Source organism: Fibrella aquatica (genome assembly GCF_041321135.1).
Taxonomy (GTDB): Bacteria; Bacteroidota; Bacteroidia; order Cytophagales; family Spirosomataceae; genus Fibrella; species Fibrella aquatica.
The window spans coordinates 134,592-149,296 of sequence record NZ_JBGGWF010000008.1; the positions used below are offsets into that span (position 1 = coordinate 134,592).

The 14,705-nt window shown below is 50.9% G+C and carries 9 protein-coding genes; 3 read left to right on the forward strand and 6 right to left on the reverse strand.

Going from position 1 to position 14,705, the window contains the following annotated elements; genetic code table 11:
- Positions 1 to 90: 90 nt before the first annotated feature.
- The 3 genes from topA to ACAW87_RS18075 form a co-directional block, all read right to left on the reverse strand.
- On the reverse strand, positions 91 to 2,679 hold the full coding sequence (gene topA, locus ACAW87_RS18065) for a type I DNA topoisomerase (RefSeq protein ID WP_370725039.1): 2,589 nt from the start codon (positions 2,677 to 2,679) through the stop codon (positions 91 to 93).
- A gap of 302 nt (positions 2,680 to 2,981) precedes the next feature.
- Positions 2,982 to 3,680, reverse strand: coding sequence for a hypothetical protein (locus ACAW87_RS18070; RefSeq protein WP_370725040.1), 699 nt, complete (start codon positions 3,678 to 3,680; stop codon positions 2,982 to 2,984).
- Between the two features lie 282 nt (positions 3,681 to 3,962).
- Positions 3,963 to 5,672, reverse strand: a complete 1,710-nt coding sequence (locus ACAW87_RS18075) for a sodium:solute symporter family protein (protein WP_370725041.1) — start codon at positions 5,670 to 5,672, stop codon at positions 3,963 to 3,965.
- Positions 5,673 to 5,987: 315 nt separating this feature from the next.
- On the opposite strand from ACAW87_RS18075, the gene ACAW87_RS18080 reads away from it, so the two are divergent.
- Complete coding sequence (locus ACAW87_RS18080) at positions 5,988 to 6,767, forward strand: glucose 1-dehydrogenase (RefSeq protein WP_370725042.1); 780 nt, start codon at positions 5,988 to 5,990, stop codon at positions 6,765 to 6,767.
- Between the two features lie 76 nt (positions 6,768 to 6,843).
- On the opposite strand, the gene ACAW87_RS18085 is transcribed toward ACAW87_RS18080, so the two are convergent.
- Positions 6,844 to 7,623 (reverse strand): alpha/beta fold hydrolase, encoded by a 780-nt coding sequence (locus ACAW87_RS18085; protein ID WP_370725043.1) that lies wholly within the window; start codon positions 7,621 to 7,623, stop codon positions 6,844 to 6,846.
- A 61-nt stretch (positions 7,624 to 7,684) separates the two neighbouring features.
- The gene (gene selD / locus ACAW87_RS18090) at positions 7,685 to 8,752 is read right to left on the reverse strand and encodes a selenide, water dikinase SelD (protein WP_370725044.1); all 1,068 of its coding nucleotides are present in this window, start codon (positions 8,750 to 8,752) and stop codon (positions 7,685 to 7,687) included.
- A 267-nt stretch (positions 8,753 to 9,019) separates the two neighbouring features.
- Here selD and ACAW87_RS18095 point away from each other — a divergent pair, with 267 nt between their 5' ends.
- Positions 9,020 to 12,415, forward strand: coding sequence for a TonB-dependent receptor (locus tag ACAW87_RS18095; RefSeq protein ID WP_370725045.1), 3,396 nt, complete (start codon positions 9,020 to 9,022; stop codon positions 12,413 to 12,415).
- A 103-nt stretch (positions 12,416 to 12,518) separates the two neighbouring features.
- Here ACAW87_RS18095 and ACAW87_RS18100 read toward each other — a convergent pair whose 3' ends face one another.
- On the reverse strand, positions 12,519 to 13,487 hold the full coding sequence (locus ACAW87_RS18100; protein ID WP_370725046.1) for a patatin-like phospholipase family protein: 969 nt from the start codon (positions 13,485 to 13,487) through the stop codon (positions 12,519 to 12,521).
- Between the two features lie 206 nt (positions 13,488 to 13,693).
- On the opposite strand from ACAW87_RS18100, the gene ACAW87_RS18105 reads away from it, so the two are divergent.
- Complete coding sequence (locus tag ACAW87_RS18105) at positions 13,694 to 14,668, forward strand: polyprenyl synthetase family protein (RefSeq protein WP_370725047.1); 975 nt, start codon at positions 13,694 to 13,696, stop codon at positions 14,666 to 14,668.
- The last annotated feature ends 37 nt before the right edge of the window (positions 14,669 to 14,705 follow it).

Here is a 14,705-nt window from a genome sequence, read left to right on the forward strand (position 1 = left end):
GTTTCTCGTTTCAAATCAGCAATCAACCTATTCATCAACAAAAAAAGCCCCGAGAGTATCGGGGCTTTTTTTGTTGATGAGCAAGTCTATTTACTTCTTCTTGGCTACTGCTTTTTTGGCAGGTGCTTTGGTAGTTGTAGCCTTTGCTGCCGTTGTTTTTTTAGCGGGAGCCTTCTTGGCTGTCTCGCCTTTAGGGTCTTCACCGGCCAGTTCAAGGCAGCGTTCCAGCGTTAATTCAGCCGGGTCAATATCTTTCGGTAAGCGGACATTACGTTTGCCGACCGCCAGATAGGGGCCATATATGCCGTTGACTACCTTGATTTCAGGGCGTTCCGGGAATTCCTTGATATACTTGTTCGCTTCGGCATTGCGCTTTTGCTGAATCAGTTCAATCGCTCTTTCCAGCGTAATGCCTGCCAGTTGCTCGCCTTTGGCCAGTGAAATATACTTGTCTTCGTATTTTACATACGGACCAAACCGGCCTTTGCCCGTAGTCACCGGCTTACCTTCGAACTCACCAATCGATTCGCTGACGGCCTCGGCGCGTTTCTGCTGAATTAGCTCAGTAGCCCGTTCGGCTGTAATGGTGTATGGATCGTCTTCCTTAGACAGCGACACGTATTTGCCGTCATGCTTCACGTAGGGCCCAAACTTGCCCACGCCAATGATCATGGCCTGATCTTCAAAGAAACCAACTTCGCGGGGAAGACCAAACAGACTCAACGCATCCTCGATCGAGATAGACTCAATCAACTGACCGTCGCGCAGGTTGGCATACTGTGGTTTTTCGTCGTCGGTCGATTCGCCGATTTGCACGTAAGCGCCGTATTTGCCCAGGCGGGCCGATACCCGTTTGCCCGTTTTAGGGTCGATCCCCAATTCGCGGGCTCCGGTCTTGAAGCTTACACCAGCCGCTGCGCCCTGAATGTCTTCGATGTTCTTGTGGAAATCGCCGTAGAAACCCTGTAGCATAGTCTGCCATTTGAGCTTGCCCCCCGCAATTTCATCGAATTCCTGTTCCACGTTGGCCGTGAACTTGTAATCGACAATGCCCGGGAAGTATTCCATTAGGAAATCGCAGACCACTACGCCGGTATTGGTCGGGAAAAGCTTGGCTTTCTCTGAACCAAACGTTTCTTTACCGCTTGTTTCCGTAATGGTTTCGGCCTGAAGCGTGTACTCCAGGAATGTACGTTCCTGGCCGGGTTTATCCTGCTTGGTAACGTACCCACGGTTGATGATCGTGGAAATAGTTGGCGCGTAGGTCGACGGGCGGCCGATGCCCATTTCTTCGAGTTTCTTCACCAGCGATGCTTCAGCATAACGCGGTTGCGGACGGGTGAATTTCTCCGACGCCTTCATTTGGCTTAAGTCCAGCTCCTGCCCGATGGTCAGGGGCGGCAACATGCCCTTTGCGTCATCGTCATCCTCATCGTCTTTCGATTCAAGGTACACTTTCAGGAAACCGTCGAACTTGATCACCTCACCCTGCGCTACCAATTCCGTCGGGAAACCGTCGGTTGGCACGCCTGTGGTGCGGATGTTGATCGAAACGGTAGTACGCTCCAACTGAGCATCGGCCATTTGCGAGGCAATTGCCCGTTTCCAGATCAGCTCGTATAGTCGTTTCTGATCGCGGTCGCCACCGGCACTATGATCACCGAAATTGGTTGGTCTGATGGCTTCGTGAGCCTCCTGAGCCGATTCGTTTTTATTCTTGAAATGCCGTTTCTGAATATAACGCTCGTCGAATGCCGCCATAATCTCGGTAGTGGCCTTATCAACAGCCTCGGTTGAAAGGTTCAGCGAGTCGGTCCGCATGTACGAGATCTTACCGGCTTCGTACAGATTCTGGGCAATGCGCATGGTACGGTCTACTGAGTAGCCGAGCTTGCGGGATGCCTCCTGCTGAAGGGTAGACGTAGTAAAAGGCGGCGCGGGTGATTTTTTGGCGGGCTTAACGTCCAGACTTTTGATCGTGAAGGTGGCGCCAATACACTGCTCGAGAAACGAACGCGCTTCGGCTACGGTAGCAAAGTTTTTCGGCAGTTCGGCGTTCAGCACCTTTCCGCCATCCACGATAAACTGAGCCGTTACCTTGAAGCTTGATTTTGAATTGTGTTTGTCAATCTCCCGTTCGCGCTCAACCACCAGCCGCAGGGCCACCGATTGCACCCGACCAGCCGACAAGCCCGTGCTACCTCCCTTGATTTTGCGCCATAACACAGGCGATAGTTCATACCCCACCAACCTGTCGAGTACGCGACGGGCCTGTTGAGCGTTCACTAAATCGAGGTCGATAGTGCGGGGTATCTGAATGGCATTCAGGATGGCGTTTTTGGTGATTTCCCGAAAAACGATCCGCTTTGTATCGGCTTTCAGGCCAAGCGCCTCTTTCAAATGCCACGAAATGGCTTCGCCTTCGCGGTCATCATCCGTTGCCAGCCACACCTCGTCGGCATCTTTAGCCAGCTTTTTGAGTTCGCTGACCAGTTGCTTCTTGTCGGGTGAAATCTGGTAATCGGGCGCAAAACCGTTTTTCACATCAACGGCCAGGCCGTCTTTAGGCAGGTCGCGAATGTGGCCAAAACTAGACCGGACGGTGAAGTCGCGACCGAGGTAGCCTTCAATTGTTTTCGCCTTCGCGGGCGATTCGACAATGACTAAGTTCTTTGACATAAAGTGTCCTGCAGTTGATGATATAGACCTTTCACGTTCTGTGCCAGATATAACGGTTGGGGTCAAATATAGACGCAAACCAATGATATCACGCAAATCGCATGACGGGCAAAGCCAGCTATGAGTAGGGAGAATGGTATACTATAGTAACACAATAGAGTCACTGAACGTTCGGTATGGCAGACCAAAGTGCGGGGATTATTGATCTGAAATTCAGTGATTTATAAAATTTATTCTTTTTTTATACAACCTCAAATGGGCTGGAAGCGTACACTGATAAATGCACTGGATAAGCTAGTGATTTAATGCCGCGAATATTGACGATACCGCTGCAAAACCGCAAAAGTCAGGTCGTATTCGGAAGCCTGAAGCACAAAGTCGTCGTTGAAATTGCAATAGTCACGAAAGGTTTCGATCGTTTCTCCCTGGAGGTCGGTTGCCCGTTGTGTGATGAGTTCAACCCGGTAGTTGGCCAGCATTCGCTTGCGGTGCTGTTGACTGATGACGGCTGCTTTTCGGCTGGCTTTGGCGTGTTTACTGAATAGCTCATACAGCAACGTAACCGGCGATTGGGCTAATCCCAGAATCTGATCGCCCGACAGGTTTTTTCGCGCTTCCGGTTCCCGCAGAATTTGCTCCAGTTCCTTACGTACTTCGGCTTCACGTCGGCCACGTACCGTCAGCGTGGGTAAATTGATTATATCGTCGGAAAGTTGCCGCTTCATGACTAATTGCGGCTCTTTGGTAACCCCATCCCATTTTATACCGGCCCGACCGTGGCTTGGGCTCAGCACAATCACCGAATCGCCGGGTTTTACATCCAGGTAAAACGCGCCCAACGCGTTGGTGCGCCCCATTGCCTGGGTACGTGGATTGATGACGGTGGCATTGTTCACGCCGCTCCCTTTCTCCTGATCCAGCACTTTGCCAATGATGAACCGGGGTGTCTGAGCCTGACACAACGCAGGAACCAGAAAAAGCAACGTAAAGAAAAAGCGCATGGACGGTTGAAACAGGGGAGTGCAAAAATAACGCATCAGGGCGTTAATCCGGTATGCTGGGAGCCAGGGACGTTGGCTAGCTGGCCTGAGAAATAGGCCTACACTGCTTTAAATCAACTTTTCAGGTACGTTAACTTAAGAGTTTTTAACAGGGTTACCCCTCCCCTGAAATGGAGGGGAGGGGAGTCGCACTACCACAGCTTCGCTATTGTGAAGAACTACGCCAAAGCATCTCCCCTCTCCCGTAGGGGGAGAGGGGCTGGGGGTGAGGGGAGGCGCTAGTTACACCCTTGCAGTCCGGTCTGCTTTGGCAGGCAGAAACTGACTGAGTAAGAGGGCAAATGCCATGACGAGCAGACAGCCAACGACGTTGAGCCAGAGAAAGGCCATCAGGTCGAACTGGTAGCAGCCTACCACAATGGCCTCGGCCAATAATGCAGCCCAGAAAGTGGCTCGTCCGCCAACGGATTTGAGGTAAAAGGCCACGCAGAAAATGCCCAGGATAACGCCGTAGAACAATGAGCCAAGCACATTGACAATCTCGATCATGCTTCCGCCGATCAAATTGGCAAACTGGGCTACAATGATGCAAAATACCCCCCAACCCAGCGTTAACCATCGAGAAAGAGTTACCTCACTCATGGTCTGGCTGGAAACCGGAATGATGCGATTGTACACGTCGACGACCGACGTTGACGCCAGCGAGTTATAGGCCGAAGCGATCGAGCCCATAGAAGCAATGAACAGCGCGGCAATCAACAATCCGATGAGGCCGTGGGGCAGATGGTCGAGCACGAACCGTAGAAAAACGTAGTTAACGTCATTGGTGTCGGCCGCTGGGTTGTTTCGCTTCACCAGGGCCGAGACATCGCCGCGCAACTTTGATAATTCACCGTCGCTGGCCTTGATGAGTTCACCTGCTTCCGTTACACCTGCCTCGTTGTCGGCTTGAATAGCTACCTCCAGGTTGGCCACCGCCTCGCGCCGAGTGGCCGACAGGGTCTGGTGTTTGATGTCGAGTAATTGAAATTCGGCGGCCAGCGGCCCGGAACGAAGTCGTTCGGTTTCCTGCTGATTAAAGAAGATAGGCGCTTCGTTGAACTGATAAAAGACAAATACCAGCACGCCCACCAGCAAAATCAGAAACTGCATGGGTACTTTCAGTAGCCCGTTCATCAGCAAGCCAACGCGGCTCTGTGTAACCGATTGCCCCGTCAGGTAACGCCCCACCTGCGACTGATCGGTACCGAAATAAGAGAGTTGCAGAAAAAAACCACCAACAAGTCCCGACCAAAGGTTGTACCGGTTTTGGAGATCAAATTTGGTGTCGATCAGGTTTAGCCGACCTGCTTTGCCCGCTACGCGCAGGGCTTCGGTCAGTCCCATACTTTCGGGCAGGAGCCGTACCGTGAGCCAACCCGCCACCACCATCACCACGGTGACAATCAGCATTTGGGTCAGGTGCGTGTGTGAGATGGCTTTGGTACCGCCTGTTATCGTATAAATGAGCACTAACCCGCCCATAATCAAGTTGGTCAGGTAAATATTCCAGCCCAAAATAGTAGAGAGAATGATGGCTGGTGCGTAAATCGACAGGCCCGTTGACAGCCCGCGTTGCAACAGAAACAACCCCGCCGTGAGGGAACGTACCCGGCCATCGAATCGCTTTTCCAGAAACTCGTAAGCGGTATATACATTCAGCTTATGAAAAATAGGGACGAACGTGATCGATAACACGATCATGGCGAGTGGCAGGCCGAAGTAAAACTGTACGAACCGCATGCCATCGGCGTACCCTTGCCCTGGTGCAGATAAAAAGGTGATGGCACTCGCCTGCGTAGCCATGACCGACAGCCCAACGTGATACCACGGCAGCGATTGGCCAGCCCGCGAAAAATCATCGAAATTTTGCTTTCCCCGACTCCGGTATAACCCATAGCCAATCAGAATAGCCAATGTGCTACCCAGTACCCACCAATCCAGACTGCTCATGCGAACCAGCGCATTAGACCGTAGAAGAAAGCAATTTCAAGCAGTAAGGCGCCCATTACCAAGGCATAGGCTCGTGGCCAGGAGCCAAACAGGGGTGAATCAGATGAGGCGGGCATAGGAATGAAGATTATCGGTAAATGTACGCATGAACCTGTAACCAGTAGGTTCGTTGCTTACCCTTGTAACGCATAAATGATGCCACCACTTACTTTTGTTTGCCGACATCATGCTTGGGTACGTTTGCCTATATATGCGGTATAGGTAGCTTATTTACTGCTTTCGTTCGTGCAATTCATTAAATCAACAAGCTGGATAATGACAGTACTGGATGCCGAAAAGGCCGTTTTTGACCTGACAAATAAGGTCGCTATTATTACCGGTGCCAGTAAGGGTATCGGCGAAGATATTGCCCGGCTATATGCCCGTTTTGGCGCTAAAGTGATTGTGAGTAGCCGCAAGCAGGAGGCTTGCGATGCGTTGGCGGCCGATATTAAGGCAGCTGGTGGCGAGGCTACGGGTATTGCCGCCCATGTGGGCGACATGGATCAGTTGGCGCTACTGGTCGAAAAAACCATTGCGGTGTATGGTGGCGTGGATATTCTGGTGAACAATGCGGCTTCAAACCCCGTATTTGGTCCTTCGCTGGATGCCGATGGATTGGCTTTCGACAAAATCATGCAAGCCAACGTGAAGGCACCATTTGAGTTAAGTAAACTGTGTTACCCGAGTATGAAAGCGCGTGGTGGTGGCAGTGTCATCATGGTCAGTAGTATTGCCGGTCATACACCCGATCCCGGTTTGGGCCTCTACAGCGTGAGCAAGGCGGCGATGAACATGCTGACAAAAGTGCTGGCGAAGGAGTGGGGGCCTGACGGCATTCGGGTGAATGCGATTTGCCCCGGCCTGATCAAAACCAAGTTCAGTCAGGCACTGTGGCAGGACGATAAGACGCTGGCACACTTTACCAAACGCCTCCCTATTGCCCGCATGGGAACCACCGACGAGATTAGCCCCCTGGCGCTATTCCTTGCCTCGTCGGCGTCTTCGTACTCAACAGGCAGTCTGTTCTACGCTGATGGAGGAACAGTGATTTGAATTAATAATTAAACGTGAAGAATTAAGAGTTGCTTCGCTTGTGGCAGAGCAACTCTTAATTCTTCACGTTTAATTATTAATTCAAGAATCCCATCAACACCTCCACAAACTCGGCGGGCTTTTCGGCTTGTACCCAGTGACCAGCGTCTTCGATCGTGGCCAGGTGGGCGTTAGGGAAAAGCGCAAGAATCGCTGGCCAATCGCTGTCTAAGATGTAAGGTGATCGGCGTCCCCGTATGAATAAAGTAGGGTCTGCAACGGGGTGTGGATTGGTCAACTCCTCACCAACGCCGTGAATTTCGCGGCTGATCACGGGCAGGTTCAGGCGCCAGGCAAACTGGGCGGTACCGTCAATCGTTTCGCGATACAGGTTTTTAAGCAAGAACTGGCGAACTGTCGGAGAAGGCTCGAAAGGAGTTAGTGCCGCATCTGCTTCGGCCCGGGTGCGTACATTATTCAGGTTTATAGCCGCCAGTCCCCGAAGAATCTCGCTATGATGAACCGGATAAAATTTAGGAGCAATATCAACAATCACCAGGTGCGAGAACGTACCTGGATATGTGAATACATATTGCATCATGGTTTTGCCTCCCATCGAATGGCCAACCAGAATAGGCTTCTCCAGCTTTAGATCAGTAATCAGCTCATAGATATCGGCGGCCATGTCGACGTACGAGAAATCATCGCTTCGGGGCGACTGTCCATGATTGCGCTGATCGGGTAGAATAACTCGATAACCCAGGTCGGCAATGGTTTTGCTGATGGTGAGCCAATTGTCTGACGACCCGAAAATGCCGTGAACAATAATAAGTGGAGTGGCTGTGAGGTCGCCCACTTCGCGGTAATACAGTTTCATACAAATTTGGTTCAAGGTTCAACCGCACCGGCGGACCGGTCTGGTTGAACCTTGAACACATTTAGTTCACATATACGACTTTCTCCCGTTTCGCTACCAGCGTACCAAATGATGTCAGAGTGAACCCGTTTTCTTTGGCCATACGCTCAAACTCATCGGTGCAGTGGGGTTCAACGGCAATGAGTAAACCGCCAGATGTCTGGGGGTCAGCCAGTACGAAGCGTTGGTTGTCGGACAGATCGTCAATTTTATGACCGTAGCTATCCCAGTTGCGGTGAGTACCGCCGGGAATGCTGTTCTGCGCCAGATACGTATCGACAACATCCAGTCTGGGTACGTCGTCGAACTGGATTTCGGCGCTCAGTCCGCTGCCTTCGGCCATTTCGGTGAGGTGGCCGAGCAAACCGAAGCCAGTTACGTCGGTCAGGGCTTTTACGTAGGGTAGGTGACCCAGGACAGCCCCAAACGAATTGAGCTGCGCCATCTGACGCGGAGCTAAATCGGCATGCTCGGGCAACAATATGCCTTTTTTCTGAGCTGTGGTTAATATGCCAACGCCCAACGGCTTGGTCAGGTAGAGGGCACAGCCTTCGGTGGCGGTGTTGTTTTGCTTCAAATCGCTGATACGTACCCGACCGGTAACGGCCAAGCCAAACACCGGTTCGGGACAGTCGATACTATGCCCACCCGCCAGCGGAATACCGGCTTCGGCACAAATGGCCCGGCTACCGGCAATGACCTCACCCGCTATTTCCGGCGACAGCTTATCGATGGGCCAGCCAAGAATAGCAATGGCCATGATGGGTTGTCCGCCCATAGCGTAGACATCACTGATGGCATTGGCCGATGCAATTCGTCCGAAATCATACGCACTATCGACAATGGGCATGAAAAAATCGGTGGTGCTGATGATGGCTTCTCCATTGCCAAGATCCATCACGGCGGCATCGTCGCGGGCATCATTACCGACCAATAAGGTCGAAAACAGATTGGCGGGCGAAGTTGGGCCGCTTGCTTGACCGTGCAGGATTCGGTCAAGCACTTTGGGCGCAATTTTGCAACCGCAACCAGCACCGTGGCTGTATTGAGTAAGCTTGATCGAGGCGGCTGAATCGGTAGTCGATGTCATCAAAAAATAGTGTCTGGTTAAGTAGGTAAACGCAGAAGATTGCCTTTGGGTTGGCTTAACAATAAGATAATAAGCACCTACTAGGCTGATAGTATGGAAATTGTAGATTTTTTCAAGAAAATACCCGTACGATAACAAAATCGTAGCACTATTTGTAGATGAGGCCTTTGGCGGTGACGAAAACTTATCTGACCTTTGCGGCCGAAAACTTCGCCGAATTCTACGGGTATGAAGAGAACTGCATTAACAATCAAACCAAATACATTTATGTTTAAAAAGCTACTGCGTTTCCGGGCAGCCTTCACGCTGCTGGGCAGCCTGTTGCTGGCCGTACTCCTCGGAAGCGGGGCCATGGCACAGGTAACAACTGGTGCTATTAATGGTATTGTAACGGATGCAAAAGGGGAGGGTCTTCCAGGTGCAACGGTTGTTGCTATACACGAACCTTCGGGAACCCGTTATGGTACCACCTGTAATGTGGCGGGTCGGTACACCTTGCCTTCCGTACGGGTTGGTGGTCCCTACTCAATTAAAGTAACGTTTGTTGGGTACAAAGATCAGGCTGTAAACGGTGTGTTTGTCAGTTTGGGTACAGCAGCCGATGCCAACTTTAGATTAACTGACGAAGGCACTAGCCTGAACGAAGTAGTTGTAACAGCCAATCGGACAGACATCTTTAGTTCTGACCGTACCGGTGCGTCTAGCTCGTTTGGTCGTGAGGCTATCAACACAACGCCTACTATTGGTCGTACAATCAACGACATCACCAAATACAACCCATACGGTAACGGTCAGTCATTTGCTGGTCAGGATAGCCGGTTCAACAACATTACCATTGATGGTGCTGTGTTTAACAACGGTTTTGGTTTGGGTAGCTCAGCGCAGGCGGGTGGTCGTACGGGTACAACAGCCGTATCGCTCGATGCCCTTGATCAGGTTCAGGTTAACGTAGCTCCATTCGATGTTCGTCAGTCGGGCTTTACTGGTGCCGGTATCAACGCCGTTACCCGTTCAGGTACGAATGAATTCTCAGGTTCGGTCTACACCCTGTTCCGTTCTGATAAAGTGGTTGGTAAAACAGTAGGTGGCGTAGAGTACACGCCTGCTCCTAACCTGAGCGAGACCACGTACGGTTTCCGGTTGGGTGGTCCGATTATCAAAAACAAACTGTTCTTCTTTATGAACGGTGAGCAGTTCGACAGCAGCACGCCTGCCCTTACCTGGTCTCTGAACCGGGGCCAAACCGGCGGTGGTAACATTTCGCGCCTGACTCAAGCTCAGGCAGATGATCTGACGCAGTTCATGCAAACGAACTTCAACCGTACGTTGGGGCCATTCGATGGTTTTAATAACCCGGTTAAAAGTATAAAGGGATTGGCTCGTATTGATTATAACATCAATGACAACCACAAACTGTCGGTACGGTATTCGCACCATGATTCAGAGTCGGGCGTACCCATCAGCGGCAGTAACAGTAGCAACACGGCTGGTAATGGTAACCGGACTAACTCACGGGATGCTCTGTCTCCTGAGAACACAGGTTACATCATTGCTGATAACACGCGTTCGATCGCCGCTGAGTTGACGTCTACGTTGGGTAGCAAAATGTCGAATGACCTGATTGTGACATATAACAAGCAAGTTGAAGACCGGACTTACAAGACCGATTTGTTCCCAACGATCGACATTTTGAATGCGCCGGGTGGTACTACGCTGACGTCTATCGGTTTCGATCCGTTCACGCCAAATAACAAGCTGAACTATTCGACTTTCAACATCACGAATAACTTCAGCTATTTCGCCGGTAAACACACGTTGACTGCTGGTGTAGTATACGAGCACTTTACATCGAATAACGTGTTTTTCCCGTCATCGAACGGTGTGTATGTTTACAACTCGATCGACGATTTCAAAACCGCTGCGTTGGCTTCGATCAGCAACCCAAACAGCACAACATCGCCCGTTGCGGTAAACCGCTATAACCTGCGGTATTCACTGCTACCAGGTGGTGCTGAGCCACTGCAACGTCTGGACCGTGATCTGTATAGTGCGTATGTTCAGGATGAGTTTCAGGCCACGCCAAACTTTAAACTGACGTTGGGTCTGCGCGGTGACGTTTACGCGTATGACAATGCAAACGCCGCTTCTTTCAACAATCAGCGCGTAGCTGATCTAACGTTCAACGATGAAAACGGTGCTCCGTACAAGATCACAACGGGTTCGTTCCCTAAAACGCGTCTGTTACTTTCGCCCCGTGTTGGTTTCAACTGGGATGTGAAAGGCGATAAAACAACGCAGATTCGGGGTGGTAGCGGTTTCTTCGTATCACGTATTCCAGAGGTGTTGATCTCGAATCAGTTGGGTAACAACGGTATCAATACGGCTGTATTCAACCTGACCAACACGCGTGTTCCATTCGTCACTGACCCAAGCCAATTGCCTGCTGGTATTCTACCGCCTGTAACGAGCCCTGCCAGTTTAACGGGTTATGCAGTTAACGCTTCTGATCAGGATCTGAAATACCCACAAATCTGGAAGACGAACATTGCGGTTGACCAGCGTTTGCCTTTTGGCCTGGTAGGTACGGTTGAATTTATCTATAACAAGACGTTGAATGGTCTACGTTATATCGATGCTAACCTGAAAGCACCTACCGGTGCGTTGACTGGTGCTGATACCCGCCCTCGTTTCCCTGCTTCAGGATTGTCGGGCGCAGCGGCTACTAATGCCCGTTTCATCAATCCAACGATTGGTAACGCCTTTGTCCTGAAAAACACAGATCAGGGTGATTCATACATCGCCACGGTTAAGTTGGAAAAGCCTGCCTCGAAAGGATTCGGTGGATTTATCTCGTATACCTACGGCGAAGCGCGTGATATTGCTTTCGTAGGTAGCACGGTTCAGGCCAACGTACCTACCACAATAGGTCAGAACTACCTGCCCCTGACGTACTCAGATAATGACTTGCGTCATCGTATTGTTGGTTTGTTGAACTACCGGTTGAACTACGGCGGTAAAGTAGGTGGCTCGTCTACCTTCACGTTGGGTCTCGTGGCAAACAGCGGATCGAAGATTTCATATACCTACAATCAGGATTTGAATGGTGACGGACAGACATCGAATGATTTGATGTTCGTGCCAAACCGGGCTTCTGATCTAACGTTCCTGCCATTGGTTGTAAATTCGGCTGCTACAGCTACTACACCTGCTTCATCTGTAACATATACTGCTGCCCAACAGCAGGCGGCATTTGACGCGTTCATCGATGGTAATGACTACCTGAAAACTCGTCGTGGTCAGTATGCTGAGCGCAATGGCGGTGCATTCCCCTGGTTAGTGCGTGCTGATTTCACATTTATCCAGGAGTTCTACTTCTCGGTAGGTGCCAAAGGCAAGCGTAACACGATCCAATTGCGGGCTGATATCCTGAACGTAGGTAACCTGCTGAAAGATACATGGGGTGTTGGTAACGTATCTACTTCGTTTAACCCGCTGGCTGCAACAGTAGCTGCAAACGGTACTGTTTCGTATCGTCTGGCTACTCAGCAGATCACAGAAGGTAATGTGTCTAGAACTGTTCTACTGCGTGACTCATTCCGGCCAAACATATCGCTGAACGCTGTTTGGCAAGCACAGTTTGGTTTGCGTTATATCTTCAACTAAGAAGTATAACGTACCTGGATTTCGAGAAGAACCCCGGCCATATCTGGTCGGGGTTCTTTTTTGGTAAATGGTTAATTGGTAGGCTTAGCAGCGCCGTCATGCATCAGCCTACTCCTTTAGTCAATATATCAGTGCCAGCCTTGTAGCCTTGCACGATTAGCTTGCCGATGTCGTCAGAGGTGAACTTTTGCAGGTTCAGGTTAAGGGGTTCGGTGGGGCGAATAACGGTTAGGCTGAAGGTATGGCCGCGCAGCTTTTCCCGGTCAACGAATCGTTCGGCCCAGGCAATGTCGTTGTTCACAATCTGGTTGATCATGATATCTTTCACCCGCTCCACCAGGTTCAACAAGTTGCGGTAATTAAACGATTCGTTGAAAATTCGTTTAGAGTGACAGGCCACGCAGACCAGCTCAGTAGCGCCATCATCGAGCGCTTCCCGCAAGGGGGCTACTTCGCGCAAGCCACCATCCAGAAAGGCCTTCCGATGGTCGCCGCCGATGGGTACCGCAGGCATCAGAAAAGGGAGTGAACTGCTGGCAAAAACATAATCGAGAAAGTATTCGTCCTTGGGGGAGGCATACACCATATCGCCTTCGGTAATATTCACAGCGCCCACCTTCAGTTTGATGGGTCCCTGTCGGAGTGTGTCGACGTTGATATAACGATAAACCAGCTCGCGGAGGGGAGCATTATCCAGGAGGCCGTCGAATCGGCTGAACAGCGTATTGTAGCCTGTCAGAAAGCGCGACCGAATCACGGCTACATCGTCGGGCTTTGTGATGTTCTTGACCCAGAATTCGAGTAAGGCCCGGCCGACCTTAGGCCAGTCGATCTGCCCCGTTTCGGCATGCTGGCGATTGGCTTCGTTGACCAGAAAGGTGGCGTTCAGGCTGCCCACCGAAATGCCGTAGATCGCTTCGGGTTTGAAGCCTTTCTCCAGAACAGACAGAATTGCCCCACATTGAAAAGCGCCCTTTAAGGAGCCGCCACCGAGCACAAGCGTGCGTCCGCAGGAGGTAGGTAATAACTCAGAATGAACTTCAGAAGCAGGAATGGTGGGTAAGTCGGGCATGGAGTTAGTGAATATGTATGGGGGTAAGGAGAGTGAATGAAGCCGGTTGATTACTTGATGAGCGCGTCGAAGATTGTAATTTTTCCGAACAGTTCGTCAATTCGTAGCTACTTTTGCCCAGTCACAATTCACAAATGGCGTATCGCGGACGACCACGAACCCACTTAGCCGGGTAACGCTGAGCGTTGCCCCCCACAGTTAACCCAATGACCCTTACAATCGCCGACATCCAGGCTCCGATTGCCGCTGAGATGAATCGGTTCGAGCAAACATTCAAAGATTTGATGAAGAGCGACGTGATGTTGCTCGATCAGATCACGAACTACATTGTTCGGCGTAAAGGCAAGCAACTCCGCCCCATGTTCGTGTTTCTGACAGCGGGCGTTTGCGGTACCATCAACGACTCTACCTACCGGGGGGCGGCCCTGATCGAACTGCTGCATACGGCATCGCTGGTTCACGACGATGTGGTCGATGATTCTAATTACCGGCGCGGTTTCTTCTCGGTCAATGCCCTTTGGAAAAATAAAATCGCGGTGTTGGTAGGCGATTATCTGCTTGCCCGTGGTTTGGCGCTTTCACTCGATAATGGCGATTTCGACCTGTTAGGCATCGGTAATAAAGCGGTTAAAGACCTATCGGAAGGCGAATTGCTTCAGATGGAAAAAGCCCGTCGGCTCGACATTGATGAAGGCGTATATTACGAGATTATCCGGCAAAAAACGGCTTCGCTTATCGCCGCTTGCTGCGCTATGGGCGCGCGCTCTGTGAATGCGTCGGTAGAGGTCATTGAGACAGCCCGACTGTTTGGCGAAAAAGTAGGCATGGCCTTCCAGATCAAAGATGATCTCTTCGATTACGGCACCGCCGAAGTCGGTAAGCCATTGGGTATCGACATCAAAGAGAAAAAGATGACTCTACCGTTGATCTATGCGCTCAACAAGGCTGGGCGGGGTGAGAAGCGCCGGGTTATTAATATCATCAAGAACCACAGCGATGAGCCCAAACAAGTCAGTGAGGTTATAGCATTTGTGAAAGGATCAGGCGGTATTGAATATGCGACTATCACGATGCAGAGCTACGTGCAACAGGCTAAAGACTTGCTCTACAAGCTCCCCGACTCCACCTACCGCAACTCGCTGGAAGGACTGATTCAGTACACGATCGAACGAAGCAAATAGAATTAAGAGTTAAGAATTAAAAATTAAGAGTTGCTTC